General features: G+C 69.1%; 23 protein-coding genes. 4 read left to right on the top strand and 19 right to left on the bottom strand.

The window, feature by feature from the left end:
• Positions 1-25: 25 nt before the first annotated feature.
• Genes AB6A65_RS08275 through AB6A65_RS08295 form a run of 5 tightly spaced genes read right to left on the bottom strand, consistent with a single transcriptional unit; the run spans position 26 to position 3,904 of the window.
• Complete coding sequence (locus AB6A65_RS08275) at positions 26-742, bottom strand: N-acetylmuramoyl-L-alanine amidase (protein WP_371037895.1); 717 nt, start codon at positions 740-742, stop codon at positions 26-28.
• Entirely contained in the window at positions 703-1,410 is a 708-nt protein-coding gene (locus AB6A65_RS08280; RefSeq protein WP_371037896.1) for a hypothetical protein, read from the bottom strand. The genes AB6A65_RS08275 and AB6A65_RS08280 overlap by 40 nt, the downstream gene beginning before the upstream one ends.
• Before the next feature lie 30 nt (positions 1,411-1,440).
• The gene (gene gatA / locus AB6A65_RS08285) at positions 1,441-2,922 is read right to left on the bottom strand and encodes an Asp-tRNA(Asn)/Glu-tRNA(Gln) amidotransferase subunit GatA (protein WP_371037897.1); all 1,482 of its coding nucleotides are present in this window, start codon (positions 2,920-2,922) and stop codon (positions 1,441-1,443) included.
• Positions 2,922-3,209 (bottom strand): Asp-tRNA(Asn)/Glu-tRNA(Gln) amidotransferase subunit GatC, encoded by a 288-nt coding sequence (gene gatC, locus AB6A65_RS08290; RefSeq protein ID WP_371037898.1) that lies wholly within the window; start codon positions 3,207-3,209, stop codon positions 2,922-2,924. The genes gatA and gatC overlap by 1 nt, the downstream gene beginning before the upstream one ends.
• Positions 3,210-3,241: 32 nt before the next feature.
• Positions 3,242-3,904 (bottom strand): ceramidase domain-containing protein, encoded by a 663-nt coding sequence (locus AB6A65_RS08295; protein ID WP_371037899.1) that lies wholly within the window; start codon positions 3,902-3,904, stop codon positions 3,242-3,244.
• Between the two features lie 254 nt (positions 3,905-4,158).
• On the opposite strand from AB6A65_RS08295, the gene AB6A65_RS08300 reads away from it, so the two are divergent.
• Positions 4,159-4,854 (top strand): metal-dependent hydrolase, encoded by a 696-nt coding sequence (locus AB6A65_RS08300; RefSeq protein WP_371037900.1) that lies wholly within the window; start codon positions 4,159-4,161, stop codon positions 4,852-4,854.
• Positions 4,851-5,441: a transglutaminase-like cysteine peptidase gene (locus AB6A65_RS08305; RefSeq protein ID WP_371037901.1), complete on the top strand. Its 591-nt coding sequence runs from the start codon at positions 4,851-4,853 to the stop codon at positions 5,439-5,441. The genes AB6A65_RS08300 and AB6A65_RS08305 overlap by 4 nt, the downstream gene beginning before the upstream one ends.
• Here AB6A65_RS08305 and AB6A65_RS08310 read toward each other — a convergent pair.
• From AB6A65_RS08310 to hppD, 14 genes are all read right to left on the bottom strand, one after another.
• Entirely contained in the window at positions 5,434-6,177 is a 744-nt protein-coding gene (locus tag AB6A65_RS08310; protein WP_371037902.1) for a HisA/HisF-related TIM barrel protein, read from the bottom strand. The genes AB6A65_RS08305 and AB6A65_RS08310 overlap by 8 nt on opposite strands.
• Before the next feature lie 102 nt (positions 6,178-6,279).
• Complete coding sequence (locus AB6A65_RS08315; protein WP_371037903.1) at positions 6,280-7,560, bottom strand: 3-hydroxyacyl-CoA dehydrogenase family protein; 1,281 nt, start codon at positions 7,558-7,560, stop codon at positions 6,280-6,282.
• Positions 7,561-7,565: 5 nt separating this feature from the next.
• Complete coding sequence (locus AB6A65_RS08320) at positions 7,566-8,477, bottom strand: helix-turn-helix transcriptional regulator (protein WP_371037904.1); 912 nt, start codon at positions 8,475-8,477, stop codon at positions 7,566-7,568.
• Positions 8,478-8,577: 100 nt separating this feature from the next.
• Positions 8,578-9,027 (bottom strand): acyl-CoA thioesterase, encoded by a 450-nt coding sequence (locus AB6A65_RS08325; protein ID WP_371037905.1) that lies wholly within the window; start codon positions 9,025-9,027, stop codon positions 8,578-8,580.
• Positions 9,027-10,220, bottom strand: coding sequence for a benzoyl-CoA 2,3-epoxidase subunit BoxA (boxA, locus tag AB6A65_RS08330; RefSeq protein ID WP_371037906.1), 1,194 nt, complete (start codon positions 10,218-10,220; stop codon positions 9,027-9,029). The genes AB6A65_RS08325 and boxA overlap by 1 nt, the downstream gene beginning before the upstream one ends.
• A complete protein-coding gene (locus tag AB6A65_RS08335; RefSeq protein WP_371037907.1) occupies positions 10,217-10,411 on the bottom strand; it encodes a hypothetical protein in 195 nt (64 codons plus the stop codon). The genes boxA and AB6A65_RS08335 overlap by 4 nt, the downstream gene beginning before the upstream one ends.
• Before the next feature lie 141 nt (positions 10,412-10,552).
• Positions 10,553-10,726 (bottom strand): hypothetical protein, encoded by a 174-nt coding sequence (locus tag AB6A65_RS08340; RefSeq protein WP_371037908.1) that lies wholly within the window; start codon positions 10,724-10,726, stop codon positions 10,553-10,555.
• Between the two features lie 54 nt (positions 10,727-10,780).
• On the bottom strand, positions 10,781-12,232 hold the full coding sequence (boxB, locus tag AB6A65_RS08345) for a benzoyl-CoA 2,3-epoxidase subunit BoxB (RefSeq protein WP_371037909.1): 1,452 nt from the start codon (positions 12,230-12,232) through the stop codon (positions 10,781-10,783).
• 67 nt (positions 12,233-12,299) lie between these two features.
• Positions 12,300-13,961 (bottom strand): 2,3-epoxybenzoyl-CoA dihydrolase, encoded by a 1,662-nt coding sequence (gene boxC / locus AB6A65_RS08350; protein WP_371037910.1) that lies wholly within the window; start codon positions 13,959-13,961, stop codon positions 12,300-12,302.
• A 143-nt stretch (positions 13,962-14,104) separates the two neighbouring features.
• A complete protein-coding gene (locus AB6A65_RS08355) occupies positions 14,105-14,542 on the bottom strand; it encodes a DUF309 domain-containing protein (RefSeq protein ID WP_371037911.1) in 438 nt (145 codons plus the stop codon).
• A gap of 4 nt (positions 14,543-14,546) precedes the next feature.
• Positions 14,547-15,182, bottom strand: coding sequence for an alpha/beta fold hydrolase (locus AB6A65_RS08360; RefSeq protein WP_371037912.1), 636 nt, complete (start codon positions 15,180-15,182; stop codon positions 14,547-14,549).
• Between the two features lie 183 nt (positions 15,183-15,365).
• Entirely contained in the window at positions 15,366-16,931 is a 1,566-nt protein-coding gene (locus AB6A65_RS08365) for a benzoate-CoA ligase family protein (protein ID WP_371037913.1), read from the bottom strand.
• A 45-nt stretch (positions 16,932-16,976) separates the two neighbouring features.
• Positions 16,977-17,444, bottom strand: coding sequence for a DUF4863 family protein (locus tag AB6A65_RS08370; protein WP_371037914.1), 468 nt, complete (start codon positions 17,442-17,444; stop codon positions 16,977-16,979).
• Between the two features lie 245 nt (positions 17,445-17,689).
• Positions 17,690-18,787 (bottom strand): 4-hydroxyphenylpyruvate dioxygenase, encoded by a 1,098-nt coding sequence (gene hppD, locus AB6A65_RS08375; RefSeq protein WP_371037915.1) that lies wholly within the window; start codon positions 18,785-18,787, stop codon positions 17,690-17,692.
• Between the two features lie 146 nt (positions 18,788-18,933).
• Here hppD and AB6A65_RS08380 point away from each other — a divergent pair, with 146 nt between their 5' ends.
• Positions 18,934-19,389, top strand: coding sequence for an Lrp/AsnC family transcriptional regulator (locus tag AB6A65_RS08380; RefSeq protein WP_371037916.1), 456 nt, complete (start codon positions 18,934-18,936; stop codon positions 19,387-19,389).
• A 25-nt stretch (positions 19,390-19,414) separates the two neighbouring features.
• Positions 19,415-21,283 (top strand): monovalent cation:proton antiporter-2 (CPA2) family protein, encoded by a 1,869-nt coding sequence (locus AB6A65_RS08385; RefSeq protein ID WP_371037917.1) that lies wholly within the window; start codon positions 19,415-19,417, stop codon positions 21,281-21,283.
• The last annotated feature ends 73 nt before the right edge of the window (positions 21,284-21,356 follow it).

Consider the following 21,356-nt stretch of genomic DNA (forward strand, 5'->3'; position numbering starts at 1 on the left):
GAAATAGGCACGCGCGCGCGCCCGGTCAATCCCCACCCAGGCAGGGCCAGCCCGCGGCGAGCCCCGCCATCATCGCGCGGTCGGCCGCGCAGACGGGTCCGCGCCCCGACGGCCGGAACCGCAGACGAAAGGCATCGCGGACAAGCGTTTCCGCGTCCTCGGTCGTGCCGGCCCAGCGGTAGCCCGCGCGCCGGGCGTCGGCCAGGAAATCGCCGGGCGCGGCCGGCGCCGGCCAGACGGCGAGCCCCCCGCACGCAAGCCGCCGCCAGTCGAATCTCGGGCCCGGGTCGATCTTCCGCCCCAGCGCGATGTCGGAGTGGCCCAGCACGCGCTCGGGCGGGATCGCCCAGCGTGCCATCACCCCTGCGAGAAGATGCTCCAGCGCCGCCATCTGGGCCGCGGCGAAGGGATGATCGCCCCGGTTGGCAAGCTCGATCCCGATGGAGCGCGAGTTCACGTCATCCACGTCGCCCCAGGCCCCCGCGCCCGCATGCCATGCCCGCGCCTCCTCGGCCACGAGTTGCCAGACCGTGCCGTCCGCCCCGAGAAGATAATGCGCCGAAACCTCCGGCCCCGGCTCGCAAAGCCGCTCGAGCGCGGCCGCGGCACCCTCCATCGCCGTGTAGTGCAGGATCACCATGTCGGGCCGCGCGCCATCGCGGCGCGGCCCGAAATTGGGCGACGGATGCCAGCGCGGCGCGCTCAGTCGCGCACGGCCGCCCGGAACGGCGCGGGAGTCCATGCGCAGGCATAGCCGTCACCGTCGGGATCGAGCCCGCGCGGATCGCGCTCGGGCCCGCCCCGGGCGAGGAAGTCCGCCTGCGCCCTGTCGGAAGAGGCGTACTCGGCGCAGTTGCGCCGGAACCGGGCCTCGGCATTGATCCCGGCCCTGCTCCAGACGCGCGTGCCCACGGGATGGGTGGTTTGCAGCGCGAAGGCCACGACATTGGGCTCACGCGCGCCCGGTCTTTCCGGCAGCGCCTCGGGCTGGATGACCTGATACTGGGCCTGCGCACGGGCAAGCCGCTCCGCGTCGCTCTCGATGCCGCGGCGTTCCGAGACGGCCTCGAAGTCGTTCTCGTCCGATAGCCCCGGATTGTTCACGACGACCGGCGGCGGGTTCGACGGAGACGCCTGCATCGGATCCTCGCGCGCGCTGCGCGGCGGTGCCGCGGCGGCCTCCCCGGATGCGCCGGGCTCGGCCAGCGCGGCCCTTGCGGCGTCGAGCGGGCTTTCGGCGGCGGCCGGCGGACGCACCGTGACGGGCGCCTCCAGCGCCGCGTCGCGCGCCGCACGCCGCGCCTCGTAGACATCGTAATCGTCGAAACCCGGTCCGCTGTCGGGCACCGCCGGGGAACACGCCGCAAGGGCCGAAAGCCCCAGCGCGACTGCAAACGCACGCACCATCATCAGCCCTGCCTCATCTCGCCGGCGCCGACGCTACCACCATTTCGACGGCTTCGCCACAAACCCCGCGGCCCGCTCCAGCGCGAAGGCCGCGTTCAGAAGCTCGCCTTCCTCCCAGGGCCGCCCGATCAGCTGGAGCCCGAGCGGCAACCCCTTGGAATCGAGGCCCGCGGGCACCGAGATGCCCGGAAGCCCGGCCAGGTTCACCGTGACCGTGAAGACGTCGTTGAGATACATCTGCACCGGATCCGCCTCGGCCATCTCGCCGATGCCGAAGGCGGCAGACGGGGTGGCCGGCGTCAGGATCGCGTCCACGCCCGCGTCGAAGACCTGCTCGAAGTCGCGCTTGATGAGCGTGCGCACCTTGCGCGCGCGGTTGTAATAGGCGTCGTAGAAGCCCGCCGAAAGGACATAGGTGCCCACCATCACCCGGCGCTTCACCTCGGCGCCGAAGCCCTCGGCGCGGGTCTTCTCGTACATGTCGACGATGCCGTCGCCCTGCGCGAGCCTGGCGCGGTAGCCGTAGCGCACACCGTCATAGCGCGCGAGGTTCGACGACGCCTCGGCGGGGGCGATGACGTAGTAGGCGGGCAGCGCGTATTTCGTGTGCGGCAGCGTGATGTCGCGCACCTCCGCGCCCGCGTCGCGCAGCATCTCCGCGCCGCGGGCCCAGAGCGCCTCGATTTCCTCCGGCATCCCCTCCATGCGGTATTCACGCGGGATGCCGATCACCTTGCCCTTCACGTCGCCCGTGAGCATCGCCTCGAAATCGGGCACCGCGCGCTCGGCCGAGGTGGAATCCTTCGGATCGTGCCCCGCCATGGCCTGCAGCATGATCGCCGCGTCGCGCACCGTCTTGGTCATCGGCCCGGCTTGGTCGAGCGAGGAGGCGAAGGCCACGATCCCCCAGCGCGAGCAGCGCCCGTAGGTGGGCTTGAGGCCCACGATCCCGGTGAACGCCGCAGGCTGGCGGATCGAGCCGCCGGTATCGGTGCCGGTGGCCGCGAGGCAGAGATCGGCCGCCACCGCCGCCGCGGACCCGCCCGAAGAGCCGCCAGGGGTGAGCTCGCGCTCGTCCACCTTCCAGGGGTTCACCGCGGGCCCGTAGACCGAGGTCTCGTTGGCGCTGCCCATGGCGAACTCGTCCATGTTGAGCTTGCCCAGCATCACTGCGCCGGCCTCGCGCAGCCGCGCCGTCACGGTGCTCTCGTATTCCGGGCGGAATCCGTCGAGGATCCGGCTCGCCGCCTGGCTGGCCACGCCCTCGGTGCAGAAGAGATCCTTGATGCCGACGGGCACGCCGCACATCGCTGGCGCCTCGCCGGCGGCAAGCCGCGCATCCGCGGCGCGCGCCCGCTCGAGCGCGATCTCCGGCGTCATGTGCGCCACCGCGCCCAGCGCGCCCGCCCCCTCCATCGCCGAAAGACACGCCTCGGCGAGCGCGACGCTCGTGACCTCGCCCGCCCGCAGCTTGTCGCGGGCCTCCGCTATCGTCAGCGCGTTGAGATCCGTCATCATTCCACCACCTTGGGCACGGCGAAGAACCCTTCGCGCGCGTCGGGCGCGTTGGCGAGGACCTTCTCGGACATGCCGCCGTCGGTCACCGCGTCCTCGCGACGCCTCAGCCGCATGGGCGTGACGCTCACCATTGGCTCCACGCCCTCCACATCGACCTCGCCCAGCTCCTCGATGAAGCGCAGGATCCGGTTGAACTCGTCCGCGAGGGCCGGCAGATCCTCCTCCTCGACGCGGATGCGGGCCAGATGCGCCACATGGGCGGCGGTGCGGGTGTCGATGGACATCGTCGGCGCTCCCTTTCGGACTGGCCCGCCGTTTAGCGCGGGCCCCGGTGGCCCGCAAGCATGTGCCGGCGATAGACCTCGATCATCCACCCCAGCATGACCGCGTTCAGGACATGCCACATGAAATGCGTGCCCACGGGCACCGCCGGGCAGAGCGCCATGTCGGCCGTGCGGAAGCCGAGCGACAGCACCAGCACCCCCGCGCCGAGCGTCAGCCCGCGCGCCGTCTCCGGCGCGCGGCGCCGTAGCGCCCAGCCATAGGCCAGGATCAGCACTGGCACCGGCGCGTAGCCCGCCGAGGAGCCGAGCCCCGGAACCATCTGGAAGAGCGGCACGGTGGCGGCGGCATAGGGAAAGAAGGCCGCCACCCCGAGACCCGACCAGAGCCGCGACAGCCCCCAGTAATGCCGATTCGCCGCGTAGATGTAGATCAGGATGAAGAGCAGGATGGGAACGACGTCGGCAAGCGCCGACCAGGCCTGCGCGTGAGTGTGGAAAAGATAGCTCCCGACCCCGATCGCCGCGAGCACCCAGACCAGCGCCATGGCGAGCGGCAGGCCCGCCCCGCGCACGCGCCGCCACATCACGAAGGCCGCGACCAGGAAGGCCGCGTTGGTGACCGCGTTCACCGGCTCGGCCCAGTAGCCCGCGTCGAGCCGCTCGCAGTAGGCGTCGATCTGCCGTGTCCAGTCCATGCCCGTCCCTCCGCCGCCGTCACCGTGGCAAGCTAAGCGCGGCGCCCCCCGCGTCCAACCGCGCACACCCCCTTCTTCTTGGAAGAAATACTCCGGGGGGGAGGCCGCGCCCCCGGGGCGCGGGCGGGGGCAGCGCCCCCAAGGCCCGCAAGGCCGCGCGCGCCACGCGCGTGCTCCGCCCTGACACGCGGCGCTTTCCCTCGCCGCCCGCGATGCTAGGCTCGCTAAACACATTCAACGCGCGGAGGAGACCGATGAAACTCACCTGGCTCGGCCATTCAGGCTTTCGCATCGAGATCGGCGACCAGATCCTGCTCGTCGATCCGTGGCTGTCCGGCAACCCGATGTTCCCCGAGGACCGGCGCGACGAGGCGATCGCCGGCGCGACGCATGTCCTCGTCACTCATGGGCATTTCGACCACGTCAACGACGCGCCCGGCGTGGCCCGGGAACTCGGCATCCCGCTGGTGACGATCTTCGATCTCGCGAGCTGGCTGGAGAAACGCGACAAGATCGAGACCGTGGGCTTCAACAAGGGCGGGACCGTGATGCTGGGCGACGTCGCGGTCACGATGGTGCAGGCCACGCATTCCTCCTCGCTCGCCGACGACGAGGGCCGGCCGGTCTACACCGGCACCGAGGCGGGCTTCATGATCTCGCATGGCGGGCGCACGATCTACGTCTCGGGCGACACCGACGTGATGGCCGACATGAAGGTCTTCCAGGATCTGCACGCGCCCGAGATCGGCATTCTCTGCGCCGGCGGGCACTTCACCATGGACATGGCGCGCGCGGCCTATGCGGCGAGAACCTTCTTCGATTTCAAGACGGTCATCCCCTGCCACTACAAGACGTTTCCGATCCTCGAACAATCGGCCCAGGCGCTCGTGGATGCTCTGCCCGGCGTCGACGTCATCGAGCCCGAGGTGCTCGCGCCGATCGAGTTGTGATCCTTTGGCGCGCTGCCGCGACGGCCGCGCTGCTGGCGGCCTGTTCCGCCGCCGCAGGGTCGGACGCGCGCGGCTGCCCGCCGCTCGCGCTGGCGGTGGCACGAACCGAGCCTCCGCCCTCGCAATACGCGGCCTTCTGCGGGCACCACCCGGACGCCTGTCGCCTCGGCGGCGCGGCACGGCTCGAGTGGACGCCCGAGACCCGTGCCGCGCTGGCGCGGGTCAATCGTGAGGTCAACGCGCAGGTCCGCCTTCTCGCAGATCAGGAGTGCCTCGGCCTCGAGGATCTCTGGGACTTCCCCCGGGAAGGCGTGGGCGACTGCGAGGATTTCGCGCTCGAGAAGCGCCGCCGCCTCGTGGCCCTGGGATTGCCCGGCGCGTCGCTCACCATGGCGATCGTCCACCACAGGGAACGGTTCTTCGCGCATGCCGTGCTGCTTGCGGAAACGACACACGGCACCTGGGTGCTCGACAACCTTGCGCCGCAGCTGACCTGCTGGAACGCATCGCCCTATCGCTACGAACGGCGCGAGCGGCCAGACGGGCTGTGGGACCGCTTCACCCGGCATCAGACCGCCGTCAGATGAACGCGGCCCGCTCCCTTTCGGGTTCGCCGGCCACGGCAAGCGCCTCCTCGATGGTGAAGGTCTTCGCGAAGAGCGCCCGGCTGACCAGCGCGCCGTGAACGTCGGGGACGTATTTCAGCCGCGACAGGTCGTCGAGCGTGTGCACCATGCCCGAGCCGATCACCGGGGCACGCGCGAGCCCGGCGAGTTCGGTGACAAGCGAGAGCGGCTCCTCCACGTCGCCCGCATCGGCGCCGATGTCGGTGACGAGGATCGCGGCCAGCGGATCCTCGTCAAACTGGGCGATGAAGTCCTGCGGCCGGAAGCTGCTCGGCTGGCGCCACCCGTCCGAGGTCACGAAGCCCTCGAACACGTCGACGGCGAGCACCACCGCATCGGGATGGTATTTCGCCGCCTGCTTCACCAGGTCGGGCCGGGCGACGGCGAGGGTGCCCACCACGACACGGCCCGCGCCACGATCCATCCACTGCGACACGGCTTCGACGGAGCGGATGCCGCCGCCCACCTGCACCGGGATCCGGGCGGCACGAATGATCCGCTCGATCAGTTCGGCGTTGTCGCCCACGCCCGCCACGGCGTCGAAATCCGTGACATGGATCCACTCTGCCCCGGCGGCGGCGAAGGCGCGCGCCTTCTCGACCGGGTCGACGTGCCAGACATGCGGCTCGTCGAGGCGGCCGCGGCGCAGGCTCACGCAGCGGCCATTCTGCAACTCGATGGCGGGATAAAGCCTCATGGACGATTCTCCGAAAGCGGCGATGCTCCGGGACGATGCCAGACACGGGCGCCCGGCGCAGGGACGAATGCGGCGCGGGACGGGCGGAAAGCGAAGCCGCGCCTACCCCGGGGCGCCGAAACGCCCGCCGGTTTCGGCGAGGCGGGCCAGAAGCGGCGGGATCTCCGGGCGACGTCCGTCCGCTTCGGCCAGCGCGGCGAAGCGCGCGACGATGCGCGCTGGCCCCACGCTGTCCGCGAAGTGCAAAAGCCCGCCGCGGGCGGCCGGAAAGCCGAGCCCGTGCACGCTCACCAGATCGAGATCGGCGGCGCGCCGGGCCGCGCCGCTCTCCAGCAGCCGTGCGGCCTTTGCGATCTGGGCGAGCAGGATGCGTTCGCGCATCTCCGCGGCGCACCAGTCTCGGGTGGCGATTCCGGCGAAATACGCCTCTTCGCGGATGAGGTCCTCGATCAGCGGATCGACGACCGCGCCGCCGCCGCCCGGGTAACGATACCAGCCCACGCCCGCCGCCTTGCCGAGCCGCCCTTCGGCCACCATGCGGGGCTGGATCGGCTGCTGGGCCGCGCCGTCGCGCGCCCGTGCCGCCTGCGTGCGGGCGAGGCCCGAAAGATCCTGTGCCTCCAGCGGGCCGGTGGCGAAACCGAACGCCACCATCGCCTCGTCGAGTTCCCACGGCAGCGCGCCCCGGATCAGCATCTCGTCGGCCGCGGCAAGCGTGGCGAGCATCAGCGCCTCGCCGAGCGGCGCGCCACCGGCGGGCACCGGGATTCGCCCGAGCCGCGCGGCGAGCGCGTAGGCCGCGGCGAGCGCCTCGGGCGCGGAGCCCGGCGCCGGGCCGATCTCGGCCAGCCGCGTGGCGTGCGCCGGCGGCTCGAACTCCAGCCCCACGACGCGGCCCGGATCGGGCAGGCCGGCCGCCCGCGCCGCGAGCTCCGGCCCGAAGGCGGCGATGGCGACGATCGCGCCCGGCGGCAGCTCCGCGGCGAAGGGCGACACTCCGCCCTCGATCTCGCCCGGATCGAGCAGCATCCCGGCATCCGAAAGCGCGGCCGGATCGGAGGAGACACGCCACGCCGCACCGTCCGCGTCCGCGCCGAGGTGCCCCAGCAATCGCCGGGCCATGTCGAAGGCGCGCGTCGCGTCGTCCCGGTCGGGGTCGAAGAGCACCGCGGCCCGTCCCGCCGACACGAGCGCGCCGACGAGCGATACCGCGGCCGGGCCGCTTCCGGCCACCGCGACCCGCGACAGCGCGGGCTCGCCCCCTGCGGCGATGGCGGGCTCGGCCCCCGCCGCGGCCTCGGCCCGCGCGAGATGCGCCTTCGCGGCGTCGCGCGCCGCGGCGTCCGGCCTCTCGCCGCCGATGCGGTCGCTTGCACCGGTCACGGGGGTCAGTGGAGAAAGCCGCGGTCGCGGATCACGGCCAGAAGTTCATCGAGCGCGCGCTCGCGCGTCTTGCCGGAGGTGTCCACCACCGCCTCGGCGCGGCGATAGAGCGGCTCGCGCGCGGTAAGCAGCGTGCGCAGCTGCGCCATCGCCTCCGGGTTGCCGGCCATCGGGCGTTCGTCCCCCTGCGCGCGCACCCGCGCCATGTGCTCTTCCGGCCCGGCCTTGAGCCAGATCGTGTGAAATCTCGACAGGAGCGTGCGGTATGTTTCCGGCTCGGCGACGATCCCCCCGGCCACGGCGAGGATCATCGCGTCATGGGTCGCGACGATCCGTTCCAGCGCCTGCGCCTCGAGCTGGCGATAACCCTCCTGTCCGTACAGCGCCATGACCTCGTCCACCGGCATCCCCGAGGCGGATTCGATCTCGCGGTTGAGCTCCACGAAGGGCAGGTCGAGCGCCGCGCCGGCCAGTTCGCCGAGCGTGGACTTGCCCGCCCCGCGCAGACCGACAAGGCCGATCCGTCGCGCGCGCGCGACGCCCGCCGCCTCGGGCGCGAGCACTTCCAGCACGCGGGCGCGGGTCGCGCCGTCGGCCTGCCGGAAAAGGTCGGCCACCCGCAGCGCGTCGGAGGTCCACGGATCCTCCTCGCCGATCAGCCACTCGATGCGATGATCGAGCGCGGCGGCCACCCGGCTCAGGAGCCCGATGGAGATGTTGCCCGCGCCGGATTCGAGCTGCGCGAGATAGCGCGGCGACACGCCAGAGATGTCCGAAAGCACCCGGCGCGGTATACCCTTGCGCTCGCGCGCGCGGCGCACACGCTCGCCTACCCGCGCGATGAGCGCCTCGGGACCATCGCCATCGACAGCCTCGGCCCCGGTGGCCTCGCCCCGGAAATTGGTGATCTCGCCCATCCGACCGCGCACCCTTCCCGGCCTCGCAACATGAACAATAGTGCAAGAAACTTGTCCGGATCGCGCGGCTTTTCAAGCCGCGTCACCAAGAAGCGCCGCACTATGTTGCCTCATCGGGCCGCAGATGCGCCTCTACCACGGTGCGGATGTCCTCGGGCGGCGGGGTCTTGGCGAAGCGATCGGCCACGACGAAGACGCAGGTGAAGCGCCCCTCGAAGCAAAGCTCCCCGTCCTGGCTGGCATCAACGCGGAAGTCGATGGAGCTGGTCCCGAGCCGCGCCGGCCATGTCCGGCAGACGAGGCGGTGGCGCGGCGTGACCGGAGACCGGAAATCGATCGCCATGCGCACGAAGGGCGTGCCGAGATTGCGGTCGAGGTTGAGCTGATACCAGCCCGCCCCGCCGAGATGGCGCTCCCACCAGGCGTCGATGGCGTCTAGCGCGAAGGCCGGCAGCCGGGCGGTATAGGCGATCCCGGCCGGGTCGCAGTCGCCCCAGCGCACGGCGATCTCGTGCTCGAAGACCCCGGCGCCGGCCGCGCGGTCCTTCATCAGTAGGTTTCCACGTGGTAGCGCCCGTCCTCGCGCATCGCGTCGCGGACCTCCGGCCAGGCGAGCCCCGCCTCGGCCGCGACCTCGGTAAGCGCCTCTTCGACGCCCGCCTCCATCGCCTTCAGCCCGCAGATGTAGATGTGGCCCCGGGGATCCTTCAGAAGGCGGGCCACGGCCGCGGCCTCTTCGCGGAGCTTGTCCTGCACGTACTGCTTTGGCCGATCGCCGTCGCGCGAGAAGGCGTAATGCTTGGCCATGAAACTTTCGGGCACCTTCTTGAGCGGGCCGAAATAGGGCAGCTCCTCGGGTCGGCGGGCGCCGAAGACCAGGGTCAGCGTGCCCTCGCGCGAGGGCATCTCGCGCTGGCGGCGCATGGTGAAGGCGCGGAAGGGCGCCGATCCGGTGCCGGTGCAGATCATCATCAGATGCGCCTCGGGGTCGGATGGCAGCAGGAAGGTCGCGCCGAAGGGGCCCGTGACCCGCACCTTGTCGCCAGGCTTCAGATCGCACAGGTGGTTCGAGCAGATGCCCTTCTCCTCGCGCTTCACGGTGAGCGAGACGTTGTTGTAGCCGGGGCGCTCGCCGTCGCGCGGGCTCGAGACGGAATAGAGCCGCGGCAGGTGCGGCTTGCCCGCGGCGTCCGTGCCGGGCGGGATGATCCCGACGGACTGCCCCTCGAGCACCGGCATCGGCTGGCCGCCGAAATCGAGCACGATGTGGCGCACGTCGCTGTCGCTCGTCTCGGCGGTCAGGCGGTAGTTGCCCTGCACGGTGGCCTCGGCCGGCTTGCCCAGATTGTAGAGGTTCACGCTGGGCTTGGCCGCCGTGGCGGGCGCCCTGGGCTTGCCGCCCGTGCCGGCATGAGCCTCGGCCAGCAGCGCGGCCATCGCCTCGTCGAGCGCCTCGACGCTCGCGCCCTCGCCCTCGGGCACGGAGATGTCGGCCTGCTCGGGCAGCTCCATCCACTCGTACTGTTCCTCGAGGGAATAGGGCTCGTTCACCACCCGCCACTCGTCGATGGAGCCGGTGGGACAGACCGGGATGCAGTCCATGCAGAAATTGCACTTGTCCGCATCCACCACGACATTGTCGTCGTTGTGCTCGATCGCGCCGATCGGGCAGGTCATCTCGCAGGTGTAGCAGCGGATGCAGATCTCGGGGTCGATCAGGTGCTGCTTGAAGGGTTTGTTCATCGCTCGTCGCTCCAGAATGGGGCGTTTGTCCAGTCATGCTCGAAGCAGTTTTGCTGCTCCAGCTCTATGCCGTCGCGATCCAGCCCAAGCCTGCGATAGAAGTCGGCATCCTCCGAAGGAACACCGGTTTCCTTGTTCACAACTAGGACAGGCAGCAGCGGCAACTTTTCCTGGCGAAGGCGTTCGCCCATTTCGGTAAGGATCTGACCGCAGCCTTGGTTTGCGCGCCCAAACCCTTTTGCAAATTCGCCATAAGTTACAACGCGACGCTCGGATGCCGCTCGCGCGAGAAAAGCCGCCTCGCGCCTATTGAACCTAGGCGACCGCAACTCCTATCGGGCCTGTCGCTGGCCCAGCACGATGTCGGGCACGGTCATCGCCTCGATCATCGCGGCGCAGAGCCCACGACAGTTATGGCAGCCGACGCAGGGGCCCTGCACCGCCGAAAGCGTCTTCGAAAGGGCCGCCGTGCGGGGCGCCGCGCCTGCCTTGCGTTCGATTTCCATGGTCTCTCTCCCTGTTGACGCGGGCCGGGGGTGCCCCCGGCCCGGAGAGGCCCGTCAGGCCATGTGCAGCTTCACATACTCGAAGTCGCCGGGCTTGTTGTCGATGCCCACTTTCGGCGGCGCGATCCAGCCGGCGTATTGCCCGGGCTCGTAGACCGGCGTCATCAGCGACTGGATGAAGTCGCCGTCGGCATGGGTCGGCAGCCAGTCATTGACCTTGGCGTCATACTCCGCGCCCGAAACGAACTTGCCCTCGGGGTCGATCAGCTGATTGGCGAAGACACCGATCTTTCGGTTGAAGCCTTCGTGCGGCAGCTTGAGCTCGAACTGCACGCCGGCCTTCTCGATGATCTTGTTCCAGCGCTTGATGCCGCCGGCCGCGTCGCGGGTGTAATCGTCGCGCAGGCGCATGTTGATCGCGGTGAGCGCGGGCGCCGCGATGCGCCTGATCTCGCCGTCCTCGATGGTCGTGACCTCGTAGGTGGCATCCTGCAGCCTGTGATCGTCGTCGATGCGGCTTTCCATGTAGCGGCCCTTGATGCCCGCGTTGAAGGCGTTGGCCGCGTTCGTCGACACCTCCTGCCCGAAAAGGTCGAGGCTGAGCGTGTAGTGCAGGTTCAGCTTCTTCTGGATCGTCGGCAGGTCGATGACGCCCAGGCTGCGGATCTTGTCGATGTCGTAGGGATCCTCGATCCCGTTCTCCTTCATCACCTGGCAGGTGCGCTCGATCGTGCGGCCCACGCCGGTCTCGCCCACGAACATGTGGTGCGCTTCCTCGGTCAGCATGAAGCGGCAGGTGCGGCTGAGCGGATCGAAGCCCGATTGCGCAAGGCTTTCGAGCTGCATCTTGCCGTCACGGTCGGTGAAGTAGGTGAACATGAAGAACGACAGCCAGTCGGGCGTCTCCTCGTTGAAGGCGCCCAGCATCCGCGGCGCCTCTTCCGAGCCCGAGGACCGGATCAGCAGGTCGTCGGCCTCCTCGCGGCCGTCGCGTCCGAAATACTTGTGCAGCAGGTAGACCATCGCCCAGAGATGCCGGCCCTCCTCCACGTTCACCTGGAAGAGGTTGCGCATGTCGTAGAGCGAGGGCGCGGTCAGCGCGAGGCTGCGCTGCTGCTCGACGCTCGCGGGCTCGGTGTCGCCCTGGATAATGATGAGGCGCTTGAGCATGTTGCGGTATTCACCCGGGACTTCCTGCCAGGCGGGATCGCCAGCGTGCTCGCCGCAGGGAATGGTGCGGCCCTCGACCTCCGGCGCAAGCAGCACGCCCCAGCGGTATTCCGGCATCTTGACGTAGTCGAACTTGGCCCAGCCCTTGGGGTCCACGCTGACGGCGGTGCGCAGATAGACCAGCGATTTCTGGAAGTTTTCCGGGATCAGGTCGTTCCACCAGTTGATGTAGCCGGGGTGCCATTTCTCGAGCGCCTTGAGCACCCGCTTGTCCGAGCTGAGCCCGACATTGTTCGGGATCTGCGTGTCGTAGCTTACGTTTATGAGATCCAGCATGGGGTCCGTCCTCCCAGGTGTCCGGGCGCGCGGTATGGCCCGCCCTTGTTCCGTTTCCCGCGTGTGCTCACACGCGCTCCATGTCGTATTCGCCGCGGTGCCCTGTGCCGTATCGCTTCAGCGCGCCGGCCTCTCCCACCGCGTTGGGGCGCTGGAAGATCCAGTTCTGCCAGGCGGTGAGCCGGCCGAAGATCCGCGTTTCCATCGTCTCGGGGCCCGCGAAGCGCAGATTGGCCTCCATCCCCGTCATCGCGTCGGGGCTGAAGCTCGCGCGCTCCTCCATGAAGATGCGCACCTCGTCCTCCCAGTCGATGTCGTCGAGGATGTAGGTGACGAGGCCCAGATCATCGGCCTCTTCCGCCTCGAGCGCCTCGCCTGCATGTCCGCGGGCGGCCTCCACCGCCTCGGGCGCGCCCCAGAAGCGCGTCTCGAGCCGGCTGAGACCGTTCGCCATCGGGTAGCGGCCGAAATTGGACGCGCCCAGCGTCACCGTCGCGAGCGGGCGGTTGTCGCCCTCGAACTCGCCTTCCATCATGTAGGAGCGATCAACGGCCCAGAGGATCTCCGCCAGCGGTCCGGCGAAGCAGGAACCGTGCTCGACCAGCGCGACCAGCGAGCGCGAGGTGACGTCGAGCCGCTTCAGCACCCGCTTCCAGTAGTGAAGGATCTCTGCGGCGAGCCAGTCCTCGTCCTCGTGGGCGAGCAGAAGCGCCTCGTGCGCGGTCACCTTCTCCGGGTCGCCCTGGGTGCGGAGCACCAGAAGGCCCAGTTCGGGCTCGTTGAGGCGCAGATGCAGGATGGCGTCGTCGAGTTCCCGGGCGGCGCGCAGCATCCAGCCCCGGGCGCCTTCCGCGTGCAGGTCGGCCATCGCGCCGGGCGCGTCCTCCTCGGGGCCCTTGACCGTGACGGTCGCGCGGCGCAGGGCGCGGTCCACCTCCACCTCGACGGTGGAGTAGCTGACGGACCCGTCCTCGCCGAGGCGGCGGTCCAGCGGGGTGAGCGCGATGCCCGTCGCCCCCTCTCTCGGATGCCGCGCGGCGATCTCGTGGGCGCGCTCTCGCACGGCCTCGTCGAACTTCGAGTTCGGCACCACCTCGTCCACGAGGCGCCACTCGACGGCGCGCTTGCCCTTCACCCCCTCCTCGATGGAGCAGAAGACGTCGGCAAGGTCGCGGCGGACCTTGCGCTTGTCGGTCACGCGCGTCAGCCCGCCCGTCCCTGGCAGCACCGCCAGAAGCGGCACCTCGGGCAGCGCCACGTTCGACGTCGAATCGTCGGTCAGCATGATGTGGTTGCAGGCGAGCGCAAGCTCGTAGCCGCCCCCCGCGCAGGAGCCGCGCACCGCCGCGATCCAGGTCTGCCCGGAGTCCGCCTCGGCCGCCTCGTAGCTGTTGCGGGTCTCGTTGGTGAACTTGCAGAAGTTCACCTTGTGCGTGTGCGAGGCGCCGCCCAGCATCCGGATATTGGCCCCCGCGCAGAACACGGCCGGATTGCCCGACCGCATCACGACGGCGCGCACCTCGGGATGCTCGAAGCGCATGCGCTGGACGACGTCGTTGAGCTCGATATCCACGCCGAGGTCGTAGGAGTTGAGCTTCAGCTTGTACCCCTCGAACAGCCCGCCATCCTCGTCCACGTCCATCGAGACATAGGCAACCGGGCCGTCATACTCGACCCGCCAGTGGCGGTATTTCGAAGGGTCGGTCTGGAAGTCGATCAGCTTGGTCACGCTCGGTCTCCTCGAGGTTGGAATGCAACATACTGCGCGTCTGCCACTTGGTAAACAGCTTTATGCGTTATAATGCGTATAAAAGAGTCATTTTGAATCAGCATTTTACCATTCTACTGATTTTTCGGACTCCTATAAGTGCACTATATTGCATATTCGTGATCGAATCGTCCGCCGCCGAGCAGGGTCGCCCGCGCCGCGGCGAGATCGAGCCCCATCACCCGCGACCGGCCCGAGAGCGCGCACTCGTCGAGAAGCCCCGCCACCAGCGCCTCGAGCCGCCGCGCCGCGTTCTCCCGGCCCATCCGCCGCTTCAGACGCGCGTTCGCGCACTGGATCACGGCGCGCACCAGGTGCCGCTCGGGCGCGTTGGGCGGCGCAGCCATCCAGACCGGCTCCAGCACCTCGTGGGCCTCCCAGTAATAGCCCTCCTCCAGCCAGCGCAGACCCGTCCGCCAGGCCTCGGTCGCGGCCAGGGCCTCGGGCGCGAGGCCCGGTATCACGCTGTCGCGGATCGCGTCGAACGCGCCCTCGGGGTGCCGCGGCGTCTCGCCTGGCACATAGGCGTGCGCGGGCCGCATGGCCTCAGGCCGTCTCGACCTCGGCGGCCTCGATCCGCGCAAGCCGCGCGCAGAACTCGGCCACCGCGTCGAGCGTGGCCTCGGGCCGCTCGAGATGCGGGGCGTGGCGGCACTCGTCCAGGATCACCGTGTCCACCGGCGAATAGGCCCGCTCCTCGAGTTCGCGGATCTGGGCGAGGGTGCCATAGGGATCCTCGCGCCCCTGGATCGCGAGGGCAGGAATGCGCAGGTAATCGATGCACTCGGCCACGTTCCACGCGCGGAAGCCGGGATCGAGCCAGGCGTCGTTCCAGCCGCGGAACGCGACCTCGGGATCGCGGTGATACTTGGCCATGCGCGCCCGCAGATCGCCCGTCTCGAACGCCTCCCTCGCGCGCGCGATCTCACGCAGGCCGGGCTCCTCGGTGAAGAAATGCGGCGCCATCAGGACAAGGCCCCGGACGCGGAAATCCTCGACCCCGCCCGCGTATTCCGCCGCGATGGTGGCCCCGTCGGAGTGGCCCAGCAGCACGCCCTCGCGAAAGCCGATGGCGTCCAGACCCTGCGGGAGCACGTCCTGCGCCTCGCGCGTCATGTAGTCGAGCGGGCGGGGCAGATCCGCCGGGTCCGACTGGCCGTAGCCCGCCCGCGACCAGGCCATCACCCCCCCAGCCGGTCCGCGCGGCCAGCGCCTCGGGAACGTCGCGCCAGAGCGCGAGGCAGCCCAGGCCCTCATGCAGCATCGCGATGGTGGGCGCCTCGCCGGGGGGCGGCCCCCAGCAGGCGTATTCCAGCCGCTTGCCGCCCGCCTCCAGCGTCGCGGGCCCGCGCGTCCAATCCGCCATCACGCCACCTCCCTCAGCTTGAAGCGCTGGATCTTGCCGGTCGCGGTCTTGGGCAGGTCCTCCACCACCTCGATCCAGCGAGGGTATTTCCATTTCCCGATGCGCGCCTTGACGAACTCCCTGAGCTCTTCGGCGAGCGCGGCGCCGTCCTGCCCGGCCTTCGGCACGATGAAGGCCCGGGGCTTTTCCAGCCCGTTCTCGTCACGCCCCGCCACCACCGCGGCCTCCAGCACGCCCGGATGCGCGACGAGCGCCTGTTCCACCTCGAAAGGCGAGACCCAGATGCCCGATACCTTGAACATGTCGTCGGTGCGCCCGCAGTAGACGTAGCGCCCCTCCGACGTGACCTCGTACTTGTCGCCGGTGCGCGTCCACTCGCCCTCGAAGGTGGTGCGCGACTTGCGGCGCTTGTTCCAGTAGCCCTCGGCGGCGGAGTGCCCGGAGACCAGAAGCTCCCCGATCTCGCCGGTTGCGGTGATCTCCCGCCCGTCCTCGTCCACGAGCCTGAGCTCGTATCCCGGCACGGCCCGCCCGGAGGTGCCGTAGACGACGTCGCCGGGGCGGTTCGACAGGAAGATGTGCAGCATCTCCGTGGAGCCCACGCCGTCGAGGATGTCCACCCCGAAGAGCGCGCGCCAGCGCTTGCCGATCTCCTCGGGCAGCGCCTCGCCGGCGGAGATGCAGCGCCGGAGCGGCACCTCGGGCGCGCCTCCCTGCCCCTCGAGATGCGCGACCGTGGCGGCGTAGAGCGTGGGCACGCCGCAGAAGACGGTGGGCTTTTCCTCGGAGAGGATGCGCACCGCCACCTCCGGCGTCGGGCGGCCGTTGAAAAGCACCGTGGTCGCGCCCACCGACATCGGGAAGGTCATCGCGTTGCCCAGCCCGTAGGCGAAGAAGAACTTGGCCACCGAATAGACCGTGTCGGCCTCCTCTATCCCGAGGACCTCGGCGCCGTAGGTATCCGCGGTGTAGCGCAGGCTATGATGCACATGGCGCACGCCCTTGGGCTGGCCCGTGGAGCCCGAGGAATAGAGCCAGAAGGCGACCTCGTCCGCGTCGGCCTCCACCGCGGGCACCGGCGCGGCATCGCCGAGGAAGCTGTCCCAGGACTCGCTCCGGGCCGGGCCGGTCTCCACCCCGGCGGGCGCATCACCCAGCACGACCAGATGGCGCAGGTAGGGATTGCCGGAGAGCGCGGGCGACACCGTCTCCAGAAGCTCGGCCGAGACGAAGAGCACCGAGGCGCGGCAATCGCGCAGGATCACGTTGTAGACATCCGGCGCAAGCAGCGTGTTGAGCGGGATCGGGATCACGCCCGCCTTGAGGCATCCCCAGAAGATCTGCGGAAACTCGATCTGGTCGAGGACCAGCATGGCGGCCCGCTCCTCGCGGCGGTGTCCGGCGCGCGAGAGCGCCGCCGCGACCCGCCCCGACGCCTCGGCGAGATCGCCATAGCTGAGCTTGCGCCCCGCGCCGAAGGCCTCGCGGAAGGCGGTCTTCGCGCCGCGGCCCTCCGTCACGTGCCGGTCCACGAACCAGCTTGCGGCGTTCTCGTTTGCGCTCATGCCTCGGCCCTCCCCTGCCGATGCGGCGCCCGGATGACGGGCGCGTCAGTTTCCGGTGAATTCGATCGCGCCCTCGGGCAGGAGGTAAAGCACGTGCGCGTCGCCTCCCCGGACGGTCGGATGGTGGTCGGTGCCCGGTTCGTAGACGTACCAGCCCTCGGTCCAGCCATCGAAGGCGGGCGCGCCGTCGATGGCCATCACCGCACCAATCTCTCCGTTGGGGTGCACGTGGTGGGGGCCCTTCACGTCCTTCATGCGCACCACGTCCACCGAGAAGCCGCCCGCCTCGGCGCCGGGGCGGATCGCGCGGCCGAACTTGATGCCACCGGCCTCGCGCCCCATCAGCCACCCTTCGGCCTCGCCCTCGGCGCAAAGCGTCTTGAGCCGGGCGAAGGTCTCGCCGCCGGCGGGATAGGTTTCGTTGAGATATGCGGCGAGCGCATCATCCAGAGGGCGACCCTCGATGTCGCGGGCGACCCGGCCCACCACCTCGGCGAAATCCGCAGCTGACATGGCTCTCCTCCCTGTCTGACGCAGAATCGAAATATGCTTTATAGTGCATTAATACGTCCGACGCGCAAGCCTTGCACAACTGTTTTGCATTTTTTTGCACACTCCACGCCGGCGAGCGGCTTCCGGCGCCCGCCGGCTGGAGCGTCACGAGGGGGGGGGGGAGCCAGACCCCGGCTTCGCGCCGGCACGAAAAAGGGCCGCGCCCCCGGAAGGAACGCGGCCCGCAAGGTCGGTGCTCCGGCGGCTTATTCCGCCGCCTGGATCTCGCCGGACTCGATCTGCTCGCGCTCGATCGACTCGAAGAGCGCCTTGAAGTTGCCCTCGCCGAAACCGTCATCGCCCTTCCTTTGAATGAACTCGAAGAAGATCGGGCCGATCACGGTCCTAGAGAAGATCTGCAGCAGGATCCTCGTCTCGCCCCCGTCCACGACGCCTTCGCCGTCGATCAGGATGCCGTGCGTCTTCATCCGGTCCACGGGCTCCTCGTGGCCCTGCACGCGGTCGTGGCTGAGGTCATAGTAGGTGTCCGGCGGCGCCGGCATGAAGCGGATGCCGCGCTCGGCGATGACGTCGGTCGAGCCGTAGATGTCCTCCGTGCCCACGGCGATGTGCTGGATGCCCTCGCCGTTGTACTTCTTCAGGTAGGAGACGATCTGCCCGGTCTCGCCCCGGTCCTCGTTGATCGGAATGCGGATCTTGCCGTCGGGCGAGGTCAGCGCGCGACTGTAGAGGCCGGTGAACTTGCCCTCGATGTCGAAGAAGCGGATCTCGCGGAAGTTGAAGAGCTTGCCGTAGAACTCGAACCACTTGTCCATGTTGCCGCGGTAGACGTTGTGGGTCAGGTGGTCGAGGTAGTAGAAGCCCACGCCCCGCGGCTTCGACGGGGCGAGCCATTCGAATTCCGCGTTGTAGGGCGAGGTCTCGTAGTAATCCTCGATGAAGTAGATGAGCGAGCCCCCGATGCCCTTGATCGCCGGCACGTCCATCGTCTTGTCGCGGCCCTCGTAGGGCTCGGCGCCCATCTTCACCGCGTGCTCGAAGGCGTGCTGCGCGTCCACCACCCGCCAGCCCATCGCGGGGGCGCAGGGGCCGTGCTCCTCGACGAAGCGCGACGCGAAGCTGCCGGGCTCGGCGTTGACGATGTAGGTGATGTCGCCCTGCTGCCAGAGCTCGATGTTCTTCGTCTTGTGCCGGCCGACGCGCGCGTAGCCCATTTTCGCGAAGAGGTCGCGAAGCGCCTGCGGGTCGGGATGCGCGAATTCCACGAACTCGAACCCGTCGGTGCCGGCAGGGTTCGCCTCGGTGATCTGCGCCTTGGGCGCGTCGTGCGGGAAAGGTCCCATCTGCGTCTCCTCCTCGGTCGATCCAGTCGCGTTTCACCGCACAGTATCGCACCACGAACGCCGCTTCTGCGCATTCTGCCAATGCTCACACCTTCATTTCGCGCGAAACCCGCATTATGCTGCCTTGAAATGCAGGGGTCACGCATATGCTGGACCGAACCGATCTACGCCTTCTCGACGCGCTTCAGTCCGACGCGCACCTGACCGCGCAGGAGCTCGGCGAACGGCTTAACCTCTCGCCCAGCCAAGCCGGCCGCCGGCGCCAGAAACTGGAGGCGGAAGGCTACATTCGGGGCTACGCGGCTCGTCTCGACGCCGAACGGCTGGGACTGATCGTGCAGGCCTTCGTGCAGGTGGAACTCGCCCGCCACGGCCCCGAGCAGTCGGCGGGCTTCGCGCGCCTCGTCTCCACCCGGTCCGAAATCGTGAGCGCATGGACACTGACCGGCGAAGCGGACTACCTTCTTCGGGTATACTGCCCCGATCTTCACGCGCTGAACCGACTCATCCACGACGTGCTTCTCGCCCACCCCGCCGTGGCACGGGTGCGCAGCCAGATCGTCATGGACCAGCTGAAGCGCGACGCGCCGCTACCGACCTGAGAACCGCAACGGGACCCGCACCCGCATGGAACACTTCCTGCTCCAGGCCTCGATCTACCTTGCCGCGGCGGTCATCGCGGTACCCATCGCGTCTCGGCTCGGTTTCGGCTCCGTGCTGGGCTACCTCGCCGCGGGCATCGTGATCGGGCCCGCGCTGGGTCTCGTCGGGGCGGATACCGAGGAGCTTCAGCATTTCGCCGAATTCGGCGTGGTGATGATGCTCTTTCTCATCGGGCTCGAGCTCGAGCCGAGGGCGCTGTGGAACATGCGCCACAAGCTTCTGGGGCTCGGCGGGCTGCAGATCGCCATCACCATGGCGCTGGTCGCGGGCGGCGCGATGGCCGCGGGCCTTGCATGGAACGTGGCGGTCGCGCTCGGCATGATCTTCGCGCTCTCCTCCACCGCGATCGTGCTCCAGACGCTGTCGGAGAAGGGCCTGATCCAGACGGCGGGCGGGCGCTCGGCCTTCTCGGTCCTGCTCACGCAGGACATCGCGGTGATCCCGATGCTGGCGCTGCTGCCGCTTCTCGCGCTGCAGGGCGCCGCAGGCGGGGCGGAGCACGCCTCGGTCGAGCACGGCGAGGCCCTCGGACACGCAGGCGGCATGTCTCTCGTCGCCGACCTGCCCGGATGGGCATCGACGCTGGTCACGCTGGGCGCCGTCGGCGCGATCATCCTCACGGGCGTCTACGCGACGCGGCCGGTCTTCCGCTTCATCCACGCCGCACGACTGCGCGAGATGTACACCGCGCTGGCGCTTCTCATCGTGGTCGGGATCGCCTCGCTCATGACGCTCGTGGGGCTGTCGCCTGCGCTGGGCACGTTCCTTGCCGGCGTGGTGCTCGCCAACTCGGAATTCCGCCACGAGCTCGAGTCGGACATCGAGCCCTTCAAGGGCCTGCTGCTGGGGCTCTTCTTCATCACCGTCGGGGCCGGGATCAACTTCGAGGTCCTCTTCGGTGCGCCTGCGCTCATACTGGGGCTCACGCTGGGCCTGATCGTGTTGAAGGGCGCGGTGCTTTACGGCCTCGGCCTCGCCTTTCGCCTCAAGGGCCGCGAGCAGTGGCTTTTCACGCTGAGCCTCGCCCAGGCGGGGGAATTCGGCTTCGTGCTGACCTCTTTCTCGGTGCAGACGGGTGTGCTGGAGCGGACGCTCTCGCAACAGGTGCTGCTGGTGATCGCGTTGTCGATGCTGGCCACGCCGCTTCTGTTTCTCCTCCATGACTGGCTGGCGAAACGCCATGCCGAGGGGCGCGAGCCGGTCGAACCCGACGAGATCCACGAGAGCGGGCCGGTCATCATCGCCGGGATCGGGCGGTTCGGGCAGATCGTGAACCGGCTGGTGCAGTCCACCGGCTACAACACCGTCGTGCTCGATCACGACATGAAGACGATCCAGCTCATGCGGCGCTTCGGCTTCAAGGGGTTCTTCGGCGATCCGACCCGGCCCGAGCTTCTGCATGCCGCGGGGCTGAAGAACGCCAAGGTGCTGGTCGCGGCGCTCGACGATCCGGAGGCATCCACGCGCCTTGTCGCCTATGCCCGGCGCGAGCGGCCGGACCTGCATATCATCGCCCGTGCGCGCGACCGCACCCACGTCTTCCACCTCTACCGCGCCGGGGCCAACGACATCGTGCGCGAGATGTTCGACGGCTCGCTGCGGGCCGGGCGCTACGTGCTAGAGAACATTGGGCTGACCGAATTCGAGGCCGCCGAAGCCGAGAAGACCTTCTACCGGCACGACCGCGAGGCGGTGCGGGAACTCGCCAAGGTCTGGGATCCGGATATCCCGCCGTCGGAGAACGAGGCCTACATCGCCCGCGCGCGCGAGCTTGAGCGCGACCTCGAAACCCAGCTCACGGAACTGCTCGAACCCAAGCAGGACGTGGCCTGACCGGCCCGCGCCTTCTGTCGCCGCGGCACGAAAAAGGGCCGCGGTCTTCCGCGGCCCTCGACGTGCACTGCAA

It is taken from the genome of Rhodosalinus sp. FB01 (genome assembly GCF_041365715.1).
Lineage (GTDB): Bacteria > Pseudomonadota > Alphaproteobacteria > Rhodobacterales > Rhodobacteraceae > Rhodosalinus.